Genomic DNA, 22,403 nt, shown 5'->3' with positions numbered 1-22,403 from the left:
AGATATTACCGCCCGCCCATGCGCCTCAGCGGCTCTGCCGCCGCCGTGTGGCCCACAGCCCGAAGGCCCCTACGCCCAGCAAGGCCAGCGAGCCGGGCTCGGGGACGGCGTTGGCCTGCAGGTTGTCGATGGCGAAGCTGTCGGACGCACCCGCCACGTCGAACCAGATGGCCCGCACATTGCTGAACGGATTACCCGGCACGAACGGGGTGGATGGAAAGTCGGAGTCTTCGCTGGGCAGCAACTGCATGAAGTCGTCGCTGCTGCCGTCGGCCGAGGCGTGCAGAAAGACCTGCTCATTGCCCGATGCCGGGCCGCCACCGGTGTCGGTGTTGGAGACGATATCGAAGCCGCCCAGGCTGAAGGCCCCGCCGTCGGCGCGGGTCAGGCGGATCTGCGTCAGGTAGCCAAAGTTGCCAGTGGCCCAGTGGCCCTGCAGCACGTCGTTGCCGACCGCGTAGAAGTCACCCACGTTGCTGGAAAAAGCCGAGTCGGTGCCGATGAAGGTGAAGCGGAAACCCGCCTCTTCGTAGCTTTGCACATCGTCCCAGTTGATGGCGTTGTTGGTGACGTCGGTGGAGCCGTCGTTGTGGGTCACCGTGCCGCCGGTGAAGGTGATCAGCGAGGCCTGGGCCGAGGTGGCCAAGCCGCAGGCGAGCAGGGTGGCAGCGAGGAGTTGGGTTTTGAACATGTGTTTTCCCGTTGAAATTTATTGGACGAATCGGACGTTGCGCACCTGGAACTGCACGCCTTGCTGGTCCCCCCATTTGGGAAAGATGGCAAACGGCACGCTGGTGCGGCGCAGGTCAAAGCAGGCAGACTGGGCGGCGGTGATGGTGGCCATGTCGATGCTCACGGCCTGCCAGCCACCGGCGGTGGGACGGCCAAACAGCACGTCGCCGGTGTTGCAGTTGGTGCCCGCGCTTTCCATCTTCACCACCAGGCCACCGGTGTTACTGCCGTAGTTGCCTACGTTGATGTCGAACTGCAGCTTGCCGCCGGTGAAGTTACCCAGGTTGATGGGCGCGCTGTCGTTGAAGAACAGCAGGCCATCGCCCCCGTCGGCGGCAAAGTTCAGCGCCAGCTCGCCCGTGGGCAGCACGCTGAAGCTGGTATGCACATTGTTGGTGGAATAGGTGTTGGCCTTGAAGCCATCGGACACCACGCCGTTGTTGAACACGGTGTAGGTGGGGCCGGGCTTGGGGGTGGGCAGGGCGACATCGGGCGGCACCAGGGTGCTGCAGGCCACCGCGTCGGCATCCTTGGCGGCACCGGGCACCCAGCGGATGTTGGCAAACGAGGCGGTAAAGGCTTTCTCGGTGTACACCAGGAACGGCGTGTTGATGGTGGCGAAGTCGGTGCCCTTGGCGGCAAAGCAACTCAGCGGCAACTTCACGGTGCGCTTGGTGTTCAGCCCCAGGGTGCTGAACAGCGTGGTGCCATCCACTTCGCCGATGCAGGGGTAGCTGCAATCGACGCGCACCTTGACCAGGCCTTCAGGCAGCTGGTGCACGATGGTGTCAAACACCAGCGCCGCGTCCGAGTTGAGGTAGCTTTGCTGGTCGCTGGTGCCGGGCTGCTGCGCATAGAACTGGCCGGTGCCGGTCCAGGTGAGCTTTTTGCCGTCTTGCTGTACGTTGACCTGGGTGGTTTCGGCCTTGATGGTGGCCTGGGCGATGGTGGCGTTCAGGTCCGAGCCCAGCAAGGTGCCGCCCCAGTTTTCGGGCGAGCCGATGCCCAGTGCAAACGGGGCCTTGTCGGTGGAGTTGAAGATTTCCAGGTCCACGTCGGTAGTGCCGCCACCGGCGGTTTGCCCGCAGCCCAGGGTGGGCACGGTCTCGTCCAGCGGGGCCAGAGTTTTCTGGTCGGCGTAGCGCATGCCGTAGCCGTAGGCAAACAGCGGGTCGTAGGCGGCATCACCCACGTTCAGCGGGGTCTGGCAGCCCGACTTGGGCCACGAGAAAGACAGCTTACCCACGGTGTCGAAGTTGACCTTGCCGTTGTAGGTGCGGAAGAGCACGTCGCCCACGCCCTTGCCCTCGGTGCCGGGCAGCCAGGCCACTACAAAGGCGTTCGAGCGGTTGATTTCCTTGTTGACCAGCACGGGGCGGCCAGTGACCAGCACGGTGACCACAGGCACGCCCTTGCCGCTCACGGTATTGAGCACAGCCAGGTCTTCGGGGTAGCGGCGGGCATGTTCCAGCGTGCCGGTTTTGCCGATGTCGCCCACGCCTTCGGCATAGGGTGTTTCACCGATCACGGCGATCACCGCCTTGTAGTCGCTGATGTTGATGCCGACGCCGGTTGCGCTGTAGGTGACGTTGGCCGCACCGGTGGCGGCTTTGATACCCGCCAGAATGCTGTCGGCGTTGGGGAAGTCGGCATTGGTGTTGGAAGTGCCTTGCCAGGTGAGCGACCAGCCGCCGGTCTGGTTCGACAGGTTGTCGGCCGATTTGCCCACCACCAGCACCTTTTGGCCGCGTACCAGGGGCAGCAGCTGGTTGTCGTTCTTCAGCAGCACCAGGGATTTGCGCACCGCTTCACGGCCCAGCACGCGGTGCAGCAATTGGTTGGCATCGCCAGCGTTCAGGCGCTCCAGCGGGCGCTTGGCGGTGAAGACCCCCGCGCGCAGTTTCACCCGCAGGATGCGCGATACGGCATCGTCAATGCGGGCCATGGGGATGGTGCCGTTTTGCACCTGGGCGATGGTGTTGGTGATGAAGCCCTGCCACTGGTCGGGCACCATGATCATGTCGACACCGGCGTTGATGGCCTGGGCGCAACTGGCATCGCTGCAGCCGGGCACCTGGCCGTGGCCGTTCCAGTCGCCAATCACAAAGCCGTCAAAGCCCATTTTGGTTTTCAGTACATCGGTCAGCATTTCCTTGCTGCCGTGCATCTTGCCCACGGTGATGCCCAGACTCTCGTTGGTCCAGCTGTTGAAGGATGCCATCACCGTCTGCGCCCCTGCGCCCAGGGCGGTGTAGTAGCCCTGGCCGTGGATGTTGACCATCTCGTTTTTGCTGGACATGTTCACGCCCTGGTCCTTACCCTGGTCGGTGCCGCCGTCGCCCATGAAGTGCTTGGCACTGGCAATCACGTTGGTGGGCTTGGTGAAGTCGCCCTGCAGGCCCTTGATCATCTCGTAGCCGTATTTGCTGACGATCAGCGGGTCTTCGGAATAGCCCTCGTAGGTGCGGCCCCAGCGGTCGTCTCGTACCACTGCCAGCGTGGGCGCAAAGCTCCAGTCGATGCCGGTGGAGGCCACCTGTACGGCCACCGCCTGGCCGATGCGCCGCACCAGCGCGGGGTCGTTGGCGGCACCCAGGCCGATGTTGTGCGGGAACAGCGTGGCACCAAACACATTGCCGTGGCCGTGGACCGCGTCGGTGCCCCAGATCACCGGGATCTTCACCTTGGAGTCGGTGGCCATCGAGGCCATCCAGTAGTCGTCGGCCAGCTTGACCCAGTCGCTGGAGAGCGCGCGCTTGTTGTTCTGCGGCCAGGAGCCGCCGCCGTTGAGCACCGAGCCGATGTAGAACTGGCGCACCTGGTCGGGCGTGATGCTCTTGATTTCGGGCTGCGTCATCTGCCCCACTTTTTCGGCCAGGCTCATGCCGTCGACGATGGCCTTGATGCGGGCTTCCAGCGCAGGGCTGCTGGGCAGTTCGCTGGTGATGTGCGGCCAGTCGGCGTACTGGGGCAGGGTGGTGGCTGCCGCCTTGGCCTGCAGGCCGGTGAGCGCGGTCGGGTCAGACCCGCCCCCGCAGCCTGCGAGCAAGGCGGCACTGCACAGCGCCGCCAGGCCTCTGCGCCGGTGGGTCGATAAAGGGTGTTGCATGGTGTCTCCGGTGGGGTGTGGAACAACGGGCATGGATGGGGTGTTTGCGGACCCCCATCCATGCAATGTAAGCGGTTACATTGTCTTTACAAACCACGGCGCGGCATCGGTAGATGCCCTCGGTAATCGCATGTAACTCCGTTAGGTTTGTTTTTTTGTGTAACGGAGTGGGGGGTTAAAAGCCCTGGGCAAGCTGCCGGGTGAGCTCCGCCGCAGGCAGCGCCTGGCAGCCGCTGGCGTTCTGCCCCGACCACAGCGGCGAGAAGTCTCCTTGCCCCAAGCGCTCTGCCGCCGCCCGCAGCGGGGCCATGGCGGCGGTGGCCATGGGGAAGGCAGGGGCCGCCGCGCTGATCGGCCCTTGCTCACGCATCACCCGGTTCAGGATGCCGCGCGCGGGCCGCCCGGTGAACAGGTTCGTCAAAGCCGTGTGCCGTACCGCCTCGCTTTGCAGCGCAGCCCGGTGGATGGCGCTGGTGGTGGCCTCGGGGCACAGCAGGTAGGCGGTGCCGATCTGCACCCCCGCCGCACCCAAGGCCATGGCGGCGGCCACGCCCTGTGCATCGGCAATGCCCCCGGCGGCGATCACGGGAATATTGACCGCCCGCACGATCTGCGGCAGCAGGGCGAAGCTGCCCATCTGCCGCGTCAGGTCGTCCGATAAAAAGTGCCCGCGGTGCCCGCCCGCCTCCAGGCCCTGGGCAATGATGGCATCCACCCCCTGCGCCTGCAGCCACAGCGCTTCGTCCACCGTGGTGGCCGATGACAACACCTTAGCCCCCCAGCTGCGCACCACTTCCAGCAACGCGGGGCTGGGCAGCCCGAAATGGAAGCTCACCACCGGCGGCTTGAAGGCGCGCAGCAGGTGGGCCGCTTCGGCGCTGAACGGTGCGCGCCCCGGGCCGGGCACGATGCTGGCCAGGTCCAGCCCCATCTCCTGGTAGTACGGTGCCAGCGCCGCGTGCCAGGGTGCCTCATCGGCGGGCGGCGGCGGGGTGTGGCAGAAAAAGTTGACGTTGTAGGGCCGGGTGGTTTGCGCCTGGATGCGCGTCAGCTCGGCCTGCAGTGCCTCCAGCCCCAGCATGGCGGCGGGCAGGGAACCCAGGCCGCCCGCGTTGCTGACGGCCACCGCGAGCGCGCTGCCTTGGACCCCGGCCATGGGGGCTTGGATCAGGGGCAGCTGGGTGCCTAAAAGAGTGGAGATATGCATGGGGGGTGTGGCAATGCCTGTGGCGCAAAACCCCAGTTTAGTGCTGCGAGAAACTGGTGTGGCAAACTGGATACATGCTTCTGCGCCTGCCCTCACGCCGCCTCTGGATCGCCCTGTGGGTGGTGGCGTGCGTGCTGTTTGCGCAGTTGGCCACCGCAGGCTATGTGTGCCCGCAGTGGCTCACACCGGTGGTCGCCAGCAGCATGCCCGGCTGCGAAGGCATGCCCGCCGAGCAAATGGACCCGGCGCAGCCCAACCTGTGCAAGGCCACAGGCGAAGCCCCCCCACAGTCGGCCCACCAGAGCAGCAGCGTGGACCTGCCATCGCCCGTGTGGGCGGCGCTGTGGACGCTGGGGTGGCTGCTGCCGCTGCTGGCGATGGCCGTGCGGGCTGCTCCGGCGGTCCACCCTGCGCGGCCACCCGGCAGCCCGCCGCTCTACCTTTTCAACCAAGTCTTCCGTCTGTAGGCCGACCCGGCATCGCGCTGGGCTCGGGCTGCTGCGTCCCATGGATGCGCGCTTTGGGCGTTCCTTGTAGGTGACGTTGGAAAGACTGGAATGAAAAAATCAAGCATTGCCGTATGTGTGTTGGCCGGGCTGGGTGGAGGGTATGGCCTGTACCAACTGGGCTTGCAGCATGGGGCCACCGTGGCCACACTGGCTGCTGTGGCTGTGCCGCAAAGCATTGCCGAAGGCGAAGCCGCCACCCGCCGCCATATCGCCAGCGGCATCAAAGCCGGTGACCTGGACCCCGCCGCGGGCCGCAAGGTGCTGTACTACCACGACCCCATGGTGCCGGGAAATAAGTTCGACGCGCCCGCCAAGTCGCCCTTCATGGACATGATGCTGGTGCCGGTGTATGCCGACGGTGCGGCGGCAGCCGATGCCAGCACGGTCACCGTCAGCCCGCGCATGCAGCAGAACCTGGGCGTGCGCAGCGTGGTGGTGGATGCGGGTCTGCAGGTGCCTACCGAGGCGCTGATTCCTACCGCCCGGCGCACGGTGCTGGTGTTGGCCGAGGCGGAAGGCCACTTTCGCCCGGTGGTGGTGGAAACCGGGGCCGAAGCCGATGGCAAAACCGTGGTGCTGCGCGGTCTGCAAGCCGGGCAGCGGGTGGTGGTGTCGGGCCAGTTCCTGATCGACTCCGAAGCCAGCCTCAAAGGTGTGGAAGCACGCATGGCCACCGGTACCGCGCCATGATCGCCCGGCTCATCCGCTGGTCCATCGCCAACCGATTTTTGGTGCTGCTGGCCACGCTGCTCCTCAGCGCCTGGGGTGTGGTCAGTGTGCAGCGCACCCCGCTGGATGCCTTGCCCGACCTGTCCGATGTGCAGGTCATCATCCGCACCAGCTACCCCGGCCAGGCCCCGCAGTTGGTGGAAAACCAGGTGACCTACCCGCTGACCAGCACCATGCTGTCGGTGCCGGGGGCCAAGACGGTGCGCGGCTACTCGTTCTTTGGCGACTCGTTTGTGTACGTGCTGTTTGAGGACGGCACCGACCTGTACTGGGCCCGTTCGCGGGTGCAGGAAGTTTTGGGCCAGGTGCAGTCGCGCCTGCCGCCCGGTGCCAAAGCCACGCTGGGGCCGGATGCCAGCGGCGTGGGCTGGGTCTACCAGTACGCGCTGGTAGACCGCACGGGCGGGCAGGACGCATCGCAGTTGCGGGCGCTGCAAGACGGGTTTTTGAAGCTGGAGCTGAAAACCGTGCCCAACGTGGCCGAGGTGGCCACCATCGGCGGCATGGTGCGGCAATACCAGATCGTGGCGGACCCGCAGAAGCTGGCGGCCTTGCGGATTCCTCTGGGCAAACTCACCGAGGCGGTCCAAAAAAACAACCAGGAGGCCGGGGGCTCGGTGCTGGAGCTGGGCGAGGCCGAGTACATGGTGCGCGCTAGCGGCTATTTGCAAACGCTGGACGACTTTCGCGCTCTGCCGCTGACCACCGCTGCGGGTGCCGTGGTGCGCCTGGGCGACGTGGCCCGCATCCAGCTGGGCCCGGAAATGCGCCGGGGCATTGGCGAGCTGGACGGGCAGGGCGAGGCCGTGGGCGGTGTCATCGTGATGCGCTCGGGCCAGAACGCGCTGCAGACCATTGCCGCCGTCAAAACCCGGCTGCGCAGCCTGCAAGCCAGCCTGCCCCCAGGCGTAGAGATCGTGCCCACCTACGACCGTTCGGGCCTGATCGAACGCGCCGTGGCCAACCTGGGCTTCAAGCTGCTGGAAGAGTTTGCGGTGGTGGCCGTGGTGTGCTTTGTGTTTTTGGGCCACCTGCGTTCGGCCCTGGTGGCCATCGTTTCGCTGCCCATCGGCATCCTGGTGGCCTTCATCGCCATGCGCTACCAAGGGGTGAACGCCAACATCCTGTCGCTGGGCGGCATTGCGATTGCCATTGGTGCGATGGTCGATGCGGCGGTGGTGATGGTGGAGAACGCCCACAAGCACCTGGAGCAGTGGCACCATGCGCACCCCGGTAAAAAGCTGCACGGCCAGGAGCGCTGGCGGGTGATGGGTGACGCAGCGGCCGAGGTGGGGCCAGCGCTGTTTTTCTCGCTGCTGGTCATTACGCTGTCGTTCATCCCGGTGTTCACGCTGGAGGCGCAAGAGGGCCGTTTGTTCGCGCCGCTGGCCTTCACCAAAACCTATGCCATGGCGGCGGCGGCGGGCCTGTCGGTCACGCTGATTCCGGTGCTGATGGGTTACTTGGTTAGGGGCCGCATTCCCAGCGAGGCTGCCAACCCGTTGAACCGCTGGTTGATTGCCGCCTACCGCCCGCTGTTGGCCAAAGTACTGCAATGGCCGCGTACCACGCTGCTGGGGGCGGCGTTGCTGCTGGTGGCCAGCCTGTGGCCGCTACAACACATCGGCGGCGAGTTCATGCCCGCGCTGGACGAGGGCGACCTGCTCTACATGCCGACGGCGCTGCCCGGCCTGTCCACAGGCAAGGCGGCTGAGTTGCTGCAACAAACCGACCGCCTCATCAAAACCCTGCCCGAGGTGGCCCGCGTCTACGGCAAGGCGGGCCGGGCAGACACCGCCACCGACCCCGCACCGATGGAGATGTTCGAAACCACCGTGCAGTTCAAGCCCCGCGACCAATGGCGGCCCGGCATGACGCAAGACCAATTGGTGGCCGAGCTGGACCGCATCGTGCAGGTGCCGGGCCTGGCCAACATCTGGGTGCCGCCCATCCGCAACCGCATCGACATGCTGGCCACCGGCATCAAAAGCCCGGTGGGCGTGAAGGTGGCCGGGGCCGATCTGGCCACCATCGACCGCCTCACGGGCGAGATAGCGCGCACCCTGAAAACCGTGCCCGGTGTCAGCAGCGCGCTGGCCGAGCGGCTGACCGGCGGGCGCTATGTAGACATCACCATCCGCCGCGACGATGCCGCCCGTTTCGGCATGTCTATCGCCGACGTGCAGGCCATCATCGGCACCGCCGTGGGCGGCGACAACATCGGCGAGGTGGTGGATGGCACGCAGCGCTTTCCCATCAACCTGCGCTACCCGCGCGAGATGCGCGACTCGGTGGCTCAGTTGCGCAGCCTGCCCATCGTGGCAGAGAGTGGCGCGCGCCTGGTGCTGGGCGACGTGGCCGACATCGCTATTGCCGACGGCCCGCCCATGCTGCGCAGCGAAAACGCCCGCCTGTCCGGCTGGGTGTATGTGGACATCCGGGGCCGCGACTTGCGCTCTGCGGTGCAGGACATGCAAAAGGCCGTGGCTGCCAGCGTTGCGCTGCCTGCGGGCTACGCCGTGTCGTGGTCGGGCCAGTTCGAGTACCTGGAGCGGGCCACGGCCAAACTGCAAGTGGTGGTGCCGTTCACTCTGCTGATCATCTTTGTGTTGCTGTACCTCACCTTTCAGCGGGTGGGCGACGCGGTGTTGATCATGGCCACCCTGCCGTTTGCACTGGTGGGCGGCATCTGGCTGCTGTACTTGCTGGACTACAACCTGTCGGTGGCAGGCGCGGTGGGCTTTATTGCGCTGGCCGGGGTGTCGGCCGAGTTTGGCGTCATCATGCTCCTGTATTTGAAGCAGGCTACGCCCGTAGATATTGCGCTAGAGCTTGATTTCGATACAAAAATACACGCGGCCATCATGCACGGTGCCGTGCAGCGCGTGCGCCCCAAGGCCATGACGGTGGCCGTCATTCTGTGCGGCCTGCTGCCTATTTTGTGGGGCAGCGGCACGGGTTCCGAGGTGATGCAGCGCATAGCAGCGCCCATGGTCGGTGGCATGGTGACCGCGCCGCTGCTGTCGATGTTCGTCATCCCGGCGGTCTATCTTTTGATGCACAGACGTGACGCTCACCCCCAGGCTACAGCGCAAGCGCTAGTCCCCAACCCCCTTGCAGGGGGCAACGCCAGCAGCCTGGCAGAGCCAGTTCTGCGGCGTTTCTGGCGGAGGTGCGTTGCGATGGTGCGCAATAAATAAATTGAGAGAGCTGTAAGAAACTGCAGCGCCCCCCGACTACTCCACAGCAAGGCAAAACACCCTGCTGACCTTCAACCCCACGTGCTTTTACCAACCGGAGATTTCCATGACCGCTTCCAACAAATCCTTCGCTTCCACCGCTGTGCTGGCCCTGGCTCTGGGCTCTGCCCTGGCGATGGCCGCCGCACCTGCTGCCGCTGCCGACAAAGAGCGCTGCTACGGTGTGGCGATGGCCGCCAAGAACGACTGCGCCGCCGGTGCGGGCACCACCTGTGCAGGCACCTCCAAGACGGACTTCCAAGCCAATGCCTGGAAATACGTGCCCGCTGGCACCTGCGAGACCATGAAGTCCGCCACCTCGCCCACCGGCATGGGCCAGAAGATGGCTTTCACCGCAAAAATGTAATGTCCGCCATGCCCACATCCTTGCCGCCCGGTGTGGGCATCGGCCTCAAGTCCGGCCATATCCGGGAGATTCTGGATACCGCGCCGGACTTGGGTTTCTTCGAAATCCACGCTGAAAACTACTTCGTGGCCGGCGGCCCGTCGCACCACTATCTGAGCCGTATCCGCGAGCGCTACCCGCTGTCCATCCACGGCGTAGGCCTGTCCATCGGGGCCGATGCACCGCTGGACACCGCCCACCTGGACGCGCTGGCCGTGCTGCTCGACCGTTACGCCCCCCAATCCTTTTCTGAGCACCTGGCCTGGTCCACCCACGGCGATGTGTTCCTGAACGACCTGCTGCCGCTGCCCTACACCGCCGCCACCTTGCAACGCGTGTGCGACCACATCGACCAGGTGCAGACCCGCCTGCAGCGCCGCATGCTGCTGGAGAACCCCGCCACCTATGTGGAATTTACGGCCTCCACCTGGAGCGAGGCCGCCTTCATCCGCGAGGTGCTGCGCCGCACCGGCTGCGGCCTGCTGCTGGACGTGAACAACGTATATGTCAGCAGCGTGAACCACGACTTCGACCCGCAAGCCTACCTGCAGGCCCTGCCGCTGCAGGCCGTGGGCGAGATCCATCTGGCCGGTTTTGCCGAGGCGCAAGACGGCGCAGGCGACCCGCTGCTGATCGACAGCCACGGCGCACCCGTAGCCCAGGCCGTGTGGGACTTATATGCCTTTGCGCTGCGCCTGACCGGCCCCGTGCCCACCCTGGTCGAGCGCGACAACGACGTGCCTGCGCTGCCCGTATTGCTGGCCGAGGCACGGGCCGCCCAAAGCTATTTGCAGGCGTTGGCATGAACTCGCAAACCGCCTTCGCCGCCGCGCTGCTCGACCCCACGCTCCCCGCGCCCCCCGGCCTGCGGGTGTGGAACGGCTCCGACCCCGCCGTGCGCTTTGCCGTCTACCGCAACAACGTGGTGGTCTCGCTCATCGACGCGCTGGCGGCCACCTACCCGGTGGTGCAGGCGCTGGTGGGCGTGGACTTTTTCCGGGCCATGGCGCGTCTGTACGTGCAGGCCCACCCGCCGCGTTCGCGGGTGATGGCCTGGTACGGGACCGAGTTGCCCGCTTTCATTGAATCGTTCGAGCCCGCCGCCAGCGTGCCCTACCTGGCCGATGTGGCCCGGCTGGAGCGCAGCCAGGTGCAGGCCTACCACGCCGCCGATGGGCCCGCCATCGCCCCCGCAGCCTTGCAAGCCGCCCTGGCAGCCCCCGACCAACTGGCCACGCTGTGCCTGGGCCTGCACCCGTCTGTGCAGGTGGTGGATTCGGCGTATGCCGTGTTCTCGCTGTGGGCGGCCCACCACGGTGGGGAGCCAGTGGCCGATGTGGACCAGCCCCAAACCGCCTTGGTGCTGCGCTGCGGGCTGGAGGTCGAAATTCTGTGTATCCCCGCTGCTGCCGGGCGGTTCATCACCGCGCTGCAAAACGGCGACACCTTGCTGGCAGCTGCCAGTGCCGATGCCGCCTTGGATCTACCCGCCACCCTGGCCCTGCTGATTCGCCAGCAGTGCATCACCCACCTTGCTTTTGAGGCATGACACCATGAACACTTTGATTGCCCTGTGCAGCCGCATCCCCCACAGCTTCATCGCCTTGCTGGCCCGCTTCTCCATCGCCGCCGTGTTCTGGCAGTCCGGCCAAACCAAGGTGCAAGGCTTTGCGCTGGACATCGTCAGCGGCAGCTTCCAGCTGGGCTGGCCGCGCCTGTCCGACACGGCGGTAGACCTGTTCCGCGACGAATACCGCCTGCCGCTGCCGGAGCTGATGGCTCCGCTGGCCGCCGGTGCCGAGCACCTGTTTCCGCTGCTGCTGCTCTTCGGCCTGGGCACCCGCTTCGCCGCCCTGGCCCTGCTGGGCATGACGCTGACTATCCAGCTATTCGTTTACCCCGGTGCCTACGCCACCCACGGCACCTGGGCGGCGCTGCTGCTGTACCTGGTGGCGCAGGGACCAGGCAGGTTCTCGCTGGACCACTGGATCGCCCGGCACCACCGCCAGGCCCACGCAAGCCCGGATTGACGGGGGCGGTCGCGGCTGCCCATACTGGCTCGGTTTTTCTACTGGCCGAGCCCACGCGATGCAACCCTTGCCCGATACCGAATCCGCCACCCCGCCGCCCACCGCTTATGTGCCCTACGTGCCGCCGCCCAGCACCGCGCCCCGCCGCGACATCGTGGCGCTGGGCCTGGCCGACCCGCTGCGCTGGCTGGCCGCAGGCGGGCGCGACCTGTTGGCGGCCAAGGGCATTGCGCTGTTTTACGGCCTGTGCTTCTGGCTGATGGCGGTGGTACTGGCTGCGGTGTTCCGGCACCAGCCCGAATACACCATGTCCATCGTCTCCGGCTGTTTTCTGGTGGGGCCTTTTTTGGCCATGGGCTTGTACGAGGTCAGCCGCCGCCGCGAGGTGGGCCTGGTGCCCGAGCTGGGCGCATCCATCACCTGCTGGGACACGCACATTAGCAGCATGGCCATGCTGGTCCTGGTGCTGATGGTGCTGGAGCTGCTGTGGGGCCGGGCCTCGCTGGTGGTGTTTGCGGTGTTCTTCAAAACCGGCATGCCGTCTACGGCCAGCGTGCTGCAGGCCGTTTTCAGCCCCGACAACTGGAAGTTCCTGGCGACGTACCTGGTGGTGGGTAGCGTATTTGCCGGACTGGTGTACGCCTTTTGCGTGGTGTCCATCCCCATGGTGCTGGACCGCGATACCGACGCCGTGACCGCCGCCATCACCAGCTTCCAGGTGGTCACCTCGAACCCGCTGACCATGCTGTTCTGGGGCCTGCTCATCACCTTGCTGCTGCTTGGGGCCATGCTGCTGCCCTGGAGTCTGGGGCTGCTGGCGGTGGGGCCCTGGCTGGGGCATGCGAGTTGGCATGCCTACCGGCGCGCCGTGCGCTGGGCCGAACCCGCGCCCGTGGGTGCTTGAGGTGCTATATAAATAATAGCTCGTTACGCCCTTGCAATAAGCGCCAAGGCCGTATTTTCCTTAAAAAATACAGGCCTTGGGGGTGGCTTTTTTAGCGCAACAACCGGGCCGAAGACGGGGCACCGTTCAGTTGAAACACCGACACGGCCTGCACCAACTGCTGGGCCTGGGTCTGCAGGCTGCCTGCGGCGGCGGCCGATTCTTCCACCAGCGCCGCGTTTTGCTGGGTGGCCTGGTCCATCTGCGTCACCGCCTCGCCCACCTGGGCCACGCCCAGGCTTTGCTCGGTACTGGCGGCGCTGATTTCGCCCATGATGTCGGTGACACGGCGGATCGAGTTGACCACCTCGGTCATGGTGCTGCCCGCCTGGTCCACCAGGTTCGTGCCCTGGCCGACCTGGGCGACGCTGTTGTCGATCAGCGTCTTGATCTCTTTGGCGGCAGCGGCACTGCGCTGCGCCAGGCTGCGCACTTCACTGGCCACCACGGCAAAGCCGCGGCCCTGTTCGCCCGCCCGAGCGGCTTCGACGGCGGCGTTCAGCGCCAGGATATTGGTTTGGAAGGCGATACCGTCGATCACGCTGATGATGTCGGCAATCTTCTTGCTGCTGTCGTTGATGCCCTTCATGGTTTCCACCACGCGGCTCACCACCTCGCCGCCTTGCATGGCCACGGTGGAGGCGCTCATCGCCAGCTGGTTGGCCTGGCGGGCGTTGTCGGCATTCTGCTTGACGGTGGAGCTGAGCTCTTCCATCGAGGCCGCGGTTTGTTCCAGCGCGCTGGCCTGGCTTTCGGTGCGGGCGCTCAGGTCATGGTTGCCCTGGGCGATCTGGGCGCTGGCCGAGGCCACGCTCTCGGCGTTGCCGCGCACGCCCGAGACCACCCGCGACAGGTTGTTTTGCATCGCCTTCAAGGCATGCAGCAGGTCGGCGGCCTCGTCCTTGCCTTCGATGTGCACGTTTTCGGTCAGGTCGCCGTCGGCAATCAGGCGCGCGCTGGTCGATGCCTGCTGGATCGGTGCCACGATCGAGCGCGACAGGACAAACGCGAAGTACGCACCCAGCAGCAGCGAGGCTACACCGCCGACGACCAGGATGGTCTGGCCCTGGGCGGCGTTGTGCTCTGCCTGCATGAGGGCGGCGTCATAGATGTTCTGCTGGCGTTTTTCCAGTTTGGAGATGGTGTCGAGGTAGTTGAGTGCCAGCGGTTGCAGGTTTTTTTCCACGGCTTCCATGACGTTTTCGCCCGCCAGCTTGCGCTTCAGGAGCTCTGCGCGCGGCGTGCGGTAGGCTTCGCGGGCGGCATCAATGTCGGCGATCAGCCGCTTGCCTTCGTCGGACTGGACCAGTTCCAGCAACCGCTTGCGCGAGGCCAGAGTGACTTCCGAGGTTTTGTCCATCTCGGCCTGCCAGGTGCCGATGTGGCTGGTGTCTGAATCCAGCATGCTGGCGCGGGTGCGGATCCAGTTCAGGTCGATGGTCTGGCGCCATTGCACCGCCAGTTTGAGCTTCTCGTTCTCGGTCGTGCCCATGGCGCGGGTCGTCTCTGCCAGCTCTTGCAGGCGCCAAACGCCCACCCCGGCGCTGGTGGCCAGAATGAGCAGAATCACCCCAAAAGCAAGCGTCAGGCGCTGGCCGATGCGGAGGTTGCGGATTGCGTTCATCTCAGGATCCTTAGGGGTGGTGGGCGTGGGGTTGCCGGGCTGTAGAGCGAAATGCAAAGTCCTTGCGAAGGGGGGCTCATGGTAACAGTGTGTTTCATTTGTGAGCCCCTTAACCCACCCCACCGACCCTGGTTTCTCATTCGCCCTGGCCGCCATCAATGCCTGCAATTTGGCTCTGGTTGCTGCGGTCTCCGGTGGCGCAGGAGCCTGGCAAAGTTTCCATCGCCGCGTGAAGCGTGCGGCGCTGGGGGAATTTAAGTGGAATAGGCCGCTGACGCTTATTGCATAAGCGCGAGAAGCTATATTAAATATAGCGTTTGATGGTGCGGGCTATGCGCCCGTTCCTGCCGCCTTGGCCAGCAACGCCAACCCGCGTGCCTGCTGCCCCGCCCCGCGCAGCGCCCGCGCACGGTAGTGCACCTCGGCATCAAACTCGGCCAGCAGCAAGGTCACGGTCTCGTCCAGCAATCCATTGATGGTGGTGGCACGGGCTTTTGCCAGTTGGCGCAGGCGCAGGTGCTTGTCGTCTGAGAGGCGGACGGTGAGGGCGCTCATGGTGTTTGCTCCTTCAAAAAGTCTTCCGGTGTGCAGATGCGCAAGCCAGGAAAGTGGAGGTCCATGCCTGCGAAATCCCGGATATTGCGGGTGACGATGTAGTTTGCACCGCCCGCCACGGCCAGCTCAACCAAGTGGTTATCGCCTTCATCGCGCAAGTTGGGTCGCAAGCCGAAGTAGACCCGGACCCATTGGGTCTGGGCGATAAAAATATCCAGCAACTCTGCCCGCTCGGCAGCGTTGAGGCGGCAATCCTGGAACAGGGGCGCTCGTCCCAAAACGTCTTCGTACTCAGCCATCAAGGCGGCACCCATGAGCGCTTGTATCCGCCCTTCCAGGCACATGGCGACCACTTTGCTGGATGCTCCTGTTCCCAGGCAGGCACCTACAGGAGCCCAGTAGTTGAATCTAAAAGAGAAATAGGCCGCTAGCGCTTATGGAATGAGCGCTAGCAGCTATTTAAACCGTAGCGCTTGTGTGGATGCGCAATCGTTATCCGTTACGCCGACAAGTTGGCCTGACTAGCCGCCACCAGTTCCCCCAACTTCGCCCGCGCCGCCCCCGATTCAATCGCCTTGCGCGCCAGCACCAGGCCCTCAGCCATGGAGTCCGCCACATTCGCCGCGTACAGCGTGGCACCGGCGTTCAGGATGACGATGTCGCGGGCCGCGCCGTGGTCGTTGTCCAGCACGCCCAGCAGCATGGCTTTGGACTGCTCGGGGGTTTCTACGCGCAGGTTGCGGTGGCTGGCCATGGTCATGCCGAAATCTTCGGGGTGGATCTCAAACTCGCTGATCTCGCCGTTTTTGAGCTCGCCCACCACGGTGGCGGCACCCAGGCTCACTTCGTCCATGCCGTCCTTGCCGTAAACCACCAGCGCGTGCTCGGCGCCCAGGCGTTGCAGGGCGCGTACCTGGATGCCGACCAGGTCGGGGTGGAACACGCCCATCAGGATGTTGGGTGCGCCGGCCGGGTTGGTCAGGGGGCCGAGGATGTTGAAGATGGTGCGCACGCCCAGCTCCTTGCGCACCGGGGCCACGTTTTTCATGGCCGGGTGGTGGTTGGGGGCGAACATGAAACCCACGCCCACGTCGGCGATGCACTGGGCAATGCACTCCGGCGAGAGGTTGATGTTGACGCCCAGGCTCTCCAGCACGTCGGCGCTGCCGCTTTTGCTGCTGACGCTGCGCCCGCCGTGCTTGCTGACCTTGGCCCCGGCGGCGGCTGCCACAAACATGGAGCAGGTGGAGATGTTGAAGGTGTGCGAGCCGTCACCCCCGGTGCCGACGATGTCCACCAGATGCGTTTTGTCGGCAACAAAGACCTTGGTGGAGTATTCGCGCATCACCTGGGCGGCGGCGGTGATTTCGCCGATGGTTTCCTTCTTCACGCGCAGGCCAGTGATCAGCGCGGCCATCATCACCGGCGACATTTCGCCGCGCATGATGAGCCGCATGATGTGCAGCATCTCGTCGTGGAAGATTTCGCGGTGTTCGATGGTGCGCTGCAGGGCTTCTTGGGGGGTGATCATGGGGTGACTCGCTTTCAGGGTTTGGCCGACAAGGCCAGTTTGATACCAAAACCGACAAACAGCGCGCCCGCGCAGCGTTCCAGCCAGTGCATGCCGCGGCGCACCGCGCCCATGCGGCGGGCAGCCCAGGCCGCCAGCAGGGCATAGCCCAGGTTGATGGGTACGGCATTCAGGTTGAACAGCAGGCCCAGCAGCACAAAAGCCAGCGTGGGCTGCGCCGCGCCAGGGGTGATGAACTGGGGTAAGAAGGCCAGAAAAAACAGCGCCACCTTGGGGTTCAGCGCATTGGTCCAGAAGCCTTGGATAAACACGGTCTTTAAGCTTTTTAGGCCGCTAGCGCTTATTCCATCAGCGTGAGCAGCTACTGAATCTGTAGCGACTGCCGGTGCAGGCGAGCGCAGCATCTGTATGCCCACCCACACCAGGTAGGCCGCACCCAGCCACTTGAGCACGGTGAAGGCCGTGGCCGACGCGGTGATCAGCGCGCTGACTCCCACGGCGGCGGCAAAGATGTGCACGAAGCAGCCTGCGGTGATGCCTAAGGCTGCCACCACGCCTGCGCGCCAGCCGCCACGCAGGCCGTTCGTGAGGATGTAGAACACGTCCGGCCCCGGGGTCAGGTTCAGCAGCCAGCCCGACAAGATGAACAGCGGCAGGTGGTTGATGCCCAAACCGTCCAGCATTACCGCGCGCCTTGGTCCAGGAAGTTCTTCAGCATGGCGTGGCCATGCTCGGTGAGGATGGATTCGGGGTGGAACTGCACGCCCTCGATGGCCAGCGTCTTGTGGCGCACGCCCATGATTTCGCCGTCATCCGTCCAGGCGGTGATTTCCAAATCAGCCGGGCAGCTGCTGCGCTCGATGGACAGCGAGTGGTAGCGGTTCACCGTGAACTGCTCCGGCAGCCCGGCAAACACGCCTTGCTGCGTGGTGGTGATGACGCTGGTCTTGCCGTGCATCAGCTGCTGCGCCCGGATGATGCTGCCGCCAAAAGCCGCGCCAATCGCCTGGTGCCCCAGGCACACGCCCAGAATCGGCAGCTTGCCCGCAAAGTGCTGGATGGCGGCCACCGAAATGCCCGCCTCCTTGGGCGAGCACGGGCCGGGGGAGATCACCAGCCGGTCCGGGGCGCGGGCGGCGATTTCTTCCAGGGTGATTTCGTCATTGCGCACCACCTCCACATCCGCGCCCAGTTCGCCGAAGTACTGGACGATGTTGTAGGTAAAGCTGTCGTAGTTGTCGATCATCAGCAGTTTCATGGTCACTCCAAACCTTCTTCAACAAGTTCGCTGGCGCGCAGCAGGGCGCGGGCTTTGGCTTCGGTTTCTTTCCATTCGAGTTCGGGCACCGAGTCGGCCACCACCCCGGCGGCGGCCTGCACGTACAGGGTCTGGTTCTTGATGATGCCGGTGCGGATGGTGATGGCCACGTCCATGTCGCCCGCATAGCTGATGTAGCCGCAGGCACCGCCGTACAGGCCGCGCTTGGTGGGCTCCAGCTGGTCGATCAGCTCCATGGCGTGGACCTTGGGCGCGCCGGTCAGCGTGCCCGCGGGGAAGGTGGCTTTGAGCACGTCGATGGCGCTCATGCCGTCGAGCAAGGTGCCTTCCACGTTGCTGACGATGTGCATCACATGGCTGTAGCGCTCTACCGCAAAGGCTTCAGTGACCTTGACGGTGCCGATCTTGGCGATGCGGCCAATGTCGTTGCGGGCCAGGTCGATCAGCATCACGTGCTCGGCGCGTTCCTTGGGGTCGGCAATCAGCTCGGCTTCGACGGCCTTGTCCTGCTCGGGCGAGGAGGCGCGGGGGCGGGTGCCTGCCAGGGGGCGGATGGTGACCTTTTGCTCGCCGTTGGCCATGGATTCCTGGCGCACCAGGATTTCGGGCGAGGCGGCCACCACATGGAAGTCGCCCATGTTGTAGAAAAACATGTAGGGCGAGGGGTTCAGCGCCCGCAGCGCACGGTACAGCGACAGCGGGGATTCGGTGTAGCGCTTCTTGATGCGCTGGCCCACCTGTACCTGCATGAAGTCGCCGCCTGCAATCAGCTCCTTGGCGCGCTCTACGGCAGCGATGTAGTCGGCTTTGGCAAATTCGCGTTCGGTGGGGTGGCTTTGGGTGGGCTTGACGATGGGCGCGCTGACCGAGTACTTGAGCTGCTCTTTCAGTTCGCGCAGCCGCCTCTTGGCGGTGGAATAGGCCTCGGGCTGGGTCGGGTCGGCGTAGACGATGAGGTAGAGCTTGCCCGACAGGTTGTCGATCACCGCCAGCTCTTCGCACTGCAGCAGCATGATGTCGGGGCAGCCCAGGGTGTCGGGCGGGCAGCTGGCTTCGAGCTTTTTCTCGATGTAGCGCACCGCGTCGTAGCCAAAGTAGCCCGCCAGGCCGCCGCAGAAGCGTGGCAGGCCAGGGCGCAGGGCCACCTTGAAGCGCTTCTGGTAGGCCTCGATGAAGTCCAGCGGGTTGCCCTGGTGGGTTTCCACCACCACGCCGTCGCGCACCACTTCGGTTTTGGCCTCAGCGCCAAAGCCGCTGGCGCGCAGAAAGCTGCGGGCAGGCAGGCCGATAAAGCTGTAGCGGCCAAAGCGTTCGCCACCCACCACCGACTCCAGCAGAAAGCTGTAGGCGCCGTTATTGCGGGTGTGGGCCAGCTTGAGGTAGAGCGAGAGCGGGGTTTCCAGGTCGGCAAATGCCTCCAACATCAAGGGGATGCGGTTGTACCCGTCCTGGGCCAGGCTTTTGAATTCAAGTTCGGTAATCACGGGTTGCCTTTGTGAGAGATTCCGGGCCCGTTCTATAGATGCTATGAATGGGCCTGGGGCACAGCACGGTGTGCTGTATGTCGATTCAGCCTCGGGGGTGAGGCGTGGGGCGCACGGCAGCGCCGTGCAATTCAGGTGCGCGCAGAAATTGGCTTGCGCCAAGACCAGGCTCCCTGGCCGGGGCAGCCTGCAATGATCGTGCGTGGAATGGACATGCGCAAAGTGTAGCAAACACGCGGCAGGGCTTGGGCACCTCGCAGTGCGGTTTTGTACACCGTTGCGTGAGCACGTCAAAATACAGCCCTCGGCGGCAGATGCCCCACTTCAACAGGTTGGTTCGAATGAAGTTACTTTGCGTGTGTGCGGCCCTCTGGCTGGGTCTGCTGGCCGCCACGGCCCCGGCCCGGGCCGCGACGGTGGTGGGGGTGGCCTATGCCGACAGCGTGGACCAGCGCGGCACCGTGTTGCAACTCAACGGCGCGGGTGTGCGCTACAAGGCGGTGTTCAAGGTCTATACCGCAGGCCTGTACCTGCCCCAAAAGGCCAGCACCCCCGAGGAGGTGATGGCCATGCCCGGGCCCAAACGCATCAGCATCACCATGCTGCGCGAGATCGATGCCAATGCGCTGGGCAAGCTGTTCACCCGGGGCGTGGAAGACAACACCGGCCGCAGCGAGCTGTCCAAGCTGGTGCCCAGCCTGTACCGCATGGGCCAGGTGTTTGCGGATTACAAAAAGCTGCTGCCCGGCGACACCTTTGAACTCGACTGGACACCCGGCGTGGGCACAGTGCTGCGGGTCAAAGGCAAGCCAGAGGGCGAGCCCTTCCCCGAAGCCGAGTTTTTCAACGCCTTGCTGCGCATCTGGCTGGGCACCAGCCCGGCGGATTGGAAACTCAAGGACGCGCTGCTGGGCAAGGCGGGGTGAGCGCCTGCGGCTCCGGCCGCAATGAAGCATGCTGTTACATTCTGAGGGCAAGGCGACCGCAGATGGGCTTTATCCTGCTCCGATGCGCGTGCAAGTGTGAGAACTTGTAAAAAATCCAAATCCAGATCTAATGGCGTGCATCTAAGGGGAAATCCATGGCGACAGTCCAGCAAGAGGTAGACGAACGTACCAATCTCACCAGCAGCAACAAGTTTGAACTGTTGCTGTTTCGCCTGGGGGAAGCCGCCCATTCGAGCCAGCGCGAGCTGTTCGGGATCAATGTTTTCAAGGTGCGCGAGATCATGGTGATGCCCACCATTACCGCCGTCGCCGGGTCCACCAAACACATGCTGGGCATGACCAATATCCGCGGCCAGGTGATCCCGGTGATCGACTTGGCGGGCGCTGTAGGTTGCCTGCCCAAAAATGGCCTGAACATCCTGATGGTCACCGAATACGCCCGCTCAACCCAGGCGTTTGCGGTGGAAGAAGTGGACCAGATCGTGCGCCTGGACTGGAGCCAGGTGCTGTCGGCCGAGTCCAACACCCAGGGCGGCATGATCACCAGCATCGCCCGCCTGGACGGCGATGTGGACAACACCCGTCTGGCCCAGGTGCTGGATGTGGAGCAGATTCTGCGCAATGTGATGCCGCCAACGGCCCCCGATGTCGATGCGGCCAGCATTGGCCCCACGGTCAAGCTGCGCCCGGGCGCGGTGGTGCTGGCGGCAGACGACTCGATGCTGGCCCGTACCCTGATCGAGCAGGGGCTGGTGGCACTGGGTGTGCCCTTCGTTATGTGCAAAACCGGCAAGGAAGCATGGGAGCGTTTGCAAACCATGTCGGACGCGGCGGCTGCCGAAGGCAAGGCCATTGAAGACAAGGTCGCCCTGGTGCTCACCGATCTGGAAATGCCGGAGATGGACGGCTTCACCCTGACCCGCAAGATCAAGCAGGATGGCCGCTTCAAGGGCGTGCCGGTGATCATTCACTCATCGCTGTCCGGCTCGGCCAACGAGGTGCACGTGAAGAGCGTGGGGGCCGATGCCTACGTGGGCAAGTTTGTAGCCGAAGAACTGGCCGCCACCATCCGCAAAGTGCTCAAGCACTAAAGAATAAGCACACCCCCAGGCTACAGTGCTGCGCACTTTCCGCCAACCCCCTTGCAGGGGGCAACACCAGCAGCCTGGCAAAGCCAGTTCTGCGGTGTTTCTGGAAGGTGTGCCTTTTGCTCCGTGGTGATTGTTGGTCGGGCTTAGCCTGAATAGGCCACCAGCGCGGCCACCAGCAGCACGGCATACGGAAACGCCACCGTAGGCCGTAGCGCATGGGCCGCGTACTCGCCCAGCAAACCGGCGCTGCCCTGGCGGCTGGCCAGCCACTCGGTGTGCAACTGGCAGGCCGCACTGGCCGGGGCCGCGTTTTTCACCAGTGCCTCCACCCGCACGATGCGCTCGCCCAGGCGGGCCTGGGAGGTGCGGCACAGGCTTTCCTGCACCCACAGCAGCAGCGCCGTGCCGCCAATCAGTTCATACGGCACGCCCAGCGCGTAACCCGCCACACACAGCACGACAGCGGCCAGCTTGACCAGCAGCGCGTTGCGTTCGGCCTGTTCGTAGTTGTTTTGCAGGGTGGTCCATTCGAGGCTCAGGGCGGCGGTGTTGTGGGGCATGGGTTGGTATCAGTGGGAAACGGGCAGGGCGCGGGGTTCACCTTGCTCGGTGATGGCCACGTAGGTCAGCGTGGCCTCGGTGACCTTGATGTACTGGCCCTGGAGGTACAGGCGCTCGGCAAACACCTCCACCCGGACGGTGACCGAGGTGCGGCCCAGCCGGACCAGGGAGGCGTAGAACGTCAAGATATCCCCCACCCGCACGGGCTGCTTGAAGATGAATTCCTTCACCGCCACTGTGGCCACGCGCCCCTTGGCGTAGCGTGCGGGTATCACCGACCCCGCCAGATCCACCTGCGCCATCACCCAGCCGCCAAAAATATCGCCGCTGGCATTGCAGTCGCCGGGCATGGGAACGACCTTGAGTACCAGCTCCATGTCGGTGGGCAAGGAAACGGGGGCATCGGAGTTTGTAGACATCAGGGACA

The 22,403-nt window shown here is 64.6% G+C and carries 22 protein-coding genes; 10 read left to right on the top strand and 12 right to left on the bottom strand.

The features are described 5' to 3' along the window. Positions 1–25: 25 nt before the first annotated feature. The 3 genes from AC097O_RS14365 to AC097O_RS14355 form a co-directional block, all read right to left on the bottom strand. On the bottom strand, positions 26–691 hold the full coding sequence (locus tag AC097O_RS14365) for a PEP-CTERM sorting domain-containing protein (RefSeq protein ID WP_479589099.1): 666 nt from the start codon (positions 689–691) through the stop codon (positions 26–28). 18 nt (positions 692–709) lie between these two features. Continuing rightward, entirely contained in the window at positions 710–3,841 is a 3,132-nt protein-coding gene (locus AC097O_RS14360; protein WP_479593471.1) for a glycoside hydrolase family 3 protein, read from the bottom strand. Between the two features lie 175 nt (positions 3,842–4,016). Beyond that, entirely contained in the window at positions 4,017–5,048 is a 1,032-nt protein-coding gene (locus tag AC097O_RS14355) for an NAD(P)H-dependent flavin oxidoreductase (protein ID WP_479593470.1), read from the bottom strand. Between the two features lie 74 nt (positions 5,049–5,122). Between AC097O_RS14355 and AC097O_RS14350 the strand changes: the two genes are divergently transcribed. The 8 genes from AC097O_RS14350 to AC097O_RS14315 all read left to right on the top strand — a co-directional run bounded on the left by AC097O_RS14350 (position 5,123) and on the right by AC097O_RS14315 (position 12,865). Next, a complete protein-coding gene (locus tag AC097O_RS14350) occupies positions 5,123–5,515 on the top strand; it encodes a hypothetical protein (protein ID WP_479593469.1) in 393 nt (130 codons plus the stop codon). Between the two features lie 90 nt (positions 5,516–5,605). Beyond that, on the top strand, positions 5,606–6,247 hold the full coding sequence (locus AC097O_RS14345) for a permuted SH3 domain-containing protein (protein WP_479593468.1): 642 nt from the start codon (positions 5,606–5,608) through the stop codon (positions 6,245–6,247). Continuing rightward, the gene (locus tag AC097O_RS14340) at positions 6,244–9,486 is read left to right on the top strand and encodes an efflux RND transporter permease subunit (protein WP_479593467.1); all 3,243 of its coding nucleotides are present in this window, start codon (positions 6,244–6,246) and stop codon (positions 9,484–9,486) included. Before AC097O_RS14345 ends, AC097O_RS14340 begins: the two co-directional genes overlap by 4 nt. A 106-nt stretch (positions 9,487–9,592) precedes the next feature. Further along, entirely contained in the window at positions 9,593–9,892 is a 300-nt protein-coding gene (locus tag AC097O_RS14335; RefSeq protein WP_479593466.1) for a BufA1 family periplasmic bufferin-type metallophore, read from the top strand. Positions 9,893–9,900: 8 nt separating this feature from the next. Continuing rightward, positions 9,901–10,737 (top strand): MNIO family bufferin maturase, encoded by an 837-nt coding sequence (bufB, locus tag AC097O_RS14330; protein ID WP_479593465.1) that lies wholly within the window; start codon positions 9,901–9,903, stop codon positions 10,735–10,737. Continuing rightward, complete coding sequence (locus AC097O_RS14325) at positions 10,734–11,480, top strand: HvfC/BufC N-terminal domain-containing protein (protein WP_479593464.1); 747 nt, start codon at positions 10,734–10,736, stop codon at positions 11,478–11,480. The genes bufB and AC097O_RS14325 overlap by 4 nt, the downstream gene beginning before the upstream one ends. 4 nt (positions 11,481–11,484) lie before the next feature. Further along, complete coding sequence (locus AC097O_RS14320; protein ID WP_479593463.1) at positions 11,485–11,961, top strand: DoxX family protein; 477 nt, start codon at positions 11,485–11,487, stop codon at positions 11,959–11,961. 58 nt (positions 11,962–12,019) lie between these two features. After that, positions 12,020–12,865 (top strand): DUF2189 domain-containing protein, encoded by an 846-nt coding sequence (locus AC097O_RS14315; RefSeq protein WP_479593462.1) that lies wholly within the window; start codon positions 12,020–12,022, stop codon positions 12,863–12,865. 91 nt (positions 12,866–12,956) lie between these two features. Here AC097O_RS14315 and AC097O_RS14310 read toward each other — a convergent pair whose 3' ends face one another. The 7 genes from AC097O_RS14310 to trpE form a co-directional block, all read right to left on the bottom strand. Continuing rightward, a complete protein-coding gene (locus AC097O_RS14310; RefSeq protein ID WP_479593461.1) occupies positions 12,957–14,528 on the bottom strand; it encodes a methyl-accepting chemotaxis protein in 1,572 nt (523 codons plus the stop codon). A gap of 330 nt (positions 14,529–14,858) precedes the next feature. Further along, positions 14,859–15,083 carry a toxin-antitoxin system HicB family antitoxin gene (locus tag AC097O_RS14305; protein ID WP_479593460.1) on the bottom strand — a complete coding sequence of 75 codons (225 nt, stop codon included), beginning with the start codon at positions 15,081–15,083 and terminating at the stop codon, positions 14,859–14,861. Beyond that, positions 15,080–15,460, bottom strand: a complete 381-nt coding sequence (locus tag AC097O_RS14300; RefSeq protein WP_479593570.1) for a PIN domain-containing protein — start codon at positions 15,458–15,460, stop codon at positions 15,080–15,082. Before AC097O_RS14300 ends, AC097O_RS14305 begins: the two co-directional genes overlap by 4 nt. Positions 15,461–15,582: 122 nt before the next feature. After that, on the bottom strand, positions 15,583–16,614 hold the full coding sequence (gene trpD, locus AC097O_RS14295) for an anthranilate phosphoribosyltransferase (protein WP_479593459.1): 1,032 nt from the start codon (positions 16,612–16,614) through the stop codon (positions 15,583–15,585). A 14-nt stretch (positions 16,615–16,628) separates the two neighbouring features. Continuing rightward, a complete protein-coding gene (locus tag AC097O_RS14290; protein ID WP_479593458.1) occupies positions 16,629–17,297 on the bottom strand; it encodes a LysE family translocator in 669 nt (222 codons plus the stop codon). Beyond that, on the bottom strand, positions 17,297–17,872 hold the full coding sequence (locus AC097O_RS14285) for an aminodeoxychorismate/anthranilate synthase component II (protein WP_479593457.1): 576 nt from the start codon (positions 17,870–17,872) through the stop codon (positions 17,297–17,299). The genes AC097O_RS14290 and AC097O_RS14285 overlap by 1 nt, the downstream gene beginning before the upstream one ends. A 2-nt stretch (positions 17,873–17,874) precedes the next feature. Next, positions 17,875–19,377 carry an anthranilate synthase component I gene (gene trpE / locus AC097O_RS14280; protein WP_479593456.1) on the bottom strand — a complete coding sequence of 501 codons (1,503 nt, stop codon included), beginning with the start codon at positions 19,375–19,377 and terminating at the stop codon, positions 17,875–17,877. Positions 19,378–19,718: 341 nt separating this feature from the next. Here trpE and AC097O_RS14275 point away from each other — a divergent pair, with 341 nt between their 5' ends. Beyond that, positions 19,719–20,303 (top strand): chalcone isomerase family protein, encoded by a 585-nt coding sequence (locus AC097O_RS14275; RefSeq protein WP_479593455.1) that lies wholly within the window; start codon positions 19,719–19,721, stop codon positions 20,301–20,303. Positions 20,304–20,458: 155 nt separating this feature from the next. After that, positions 20,459–21,415, top strand: a complete 957-nt coding sequence (locus AC097O_RS14270) for a chemotaxis protein (RefSeq protein WP_479593454.1) — start codon at positions 20,459–20,461, stop codon at positions 21,413–21,415. Between the two features lie 143 nt (positions 21,416–21,558). Here AC097O_RS14270 and AC097O_RS14265 read toward each other — a convergent pair whose 3' ends face one another. Next, positions 21,559–21,975 carry a hypothetical protein gene (locus AC097O_RS14265; protein WP_479593453.1) on the bottom strand — a complete coding sequence of 139 codons (417 nt, stop codon included), beginning with the start codon at positions 21,973–21,975 and terminating at the stop codon, positions 21,559–21,561. A 9-nt stretch (positions 21,976–21,984) separates the two neighbouring features. Beyond that, entirely contained in the window at positions 21,985–22,395 is a 411-nt protein-coding gene (locus AC097O_RS14260; protein WP_479593452.1) for an acyl-CoA thioesterase, read from the bottom strand. Between the last annotated feature and the right edge of the window lie 8 nt (positions 22,396–22,403).

Source organism: Rhodoferax sp. LS1P39 (assembly GCF_056521425.1).
This window is presented reverse-complemented; position numbering and strand designations above follow the sequence as displayed.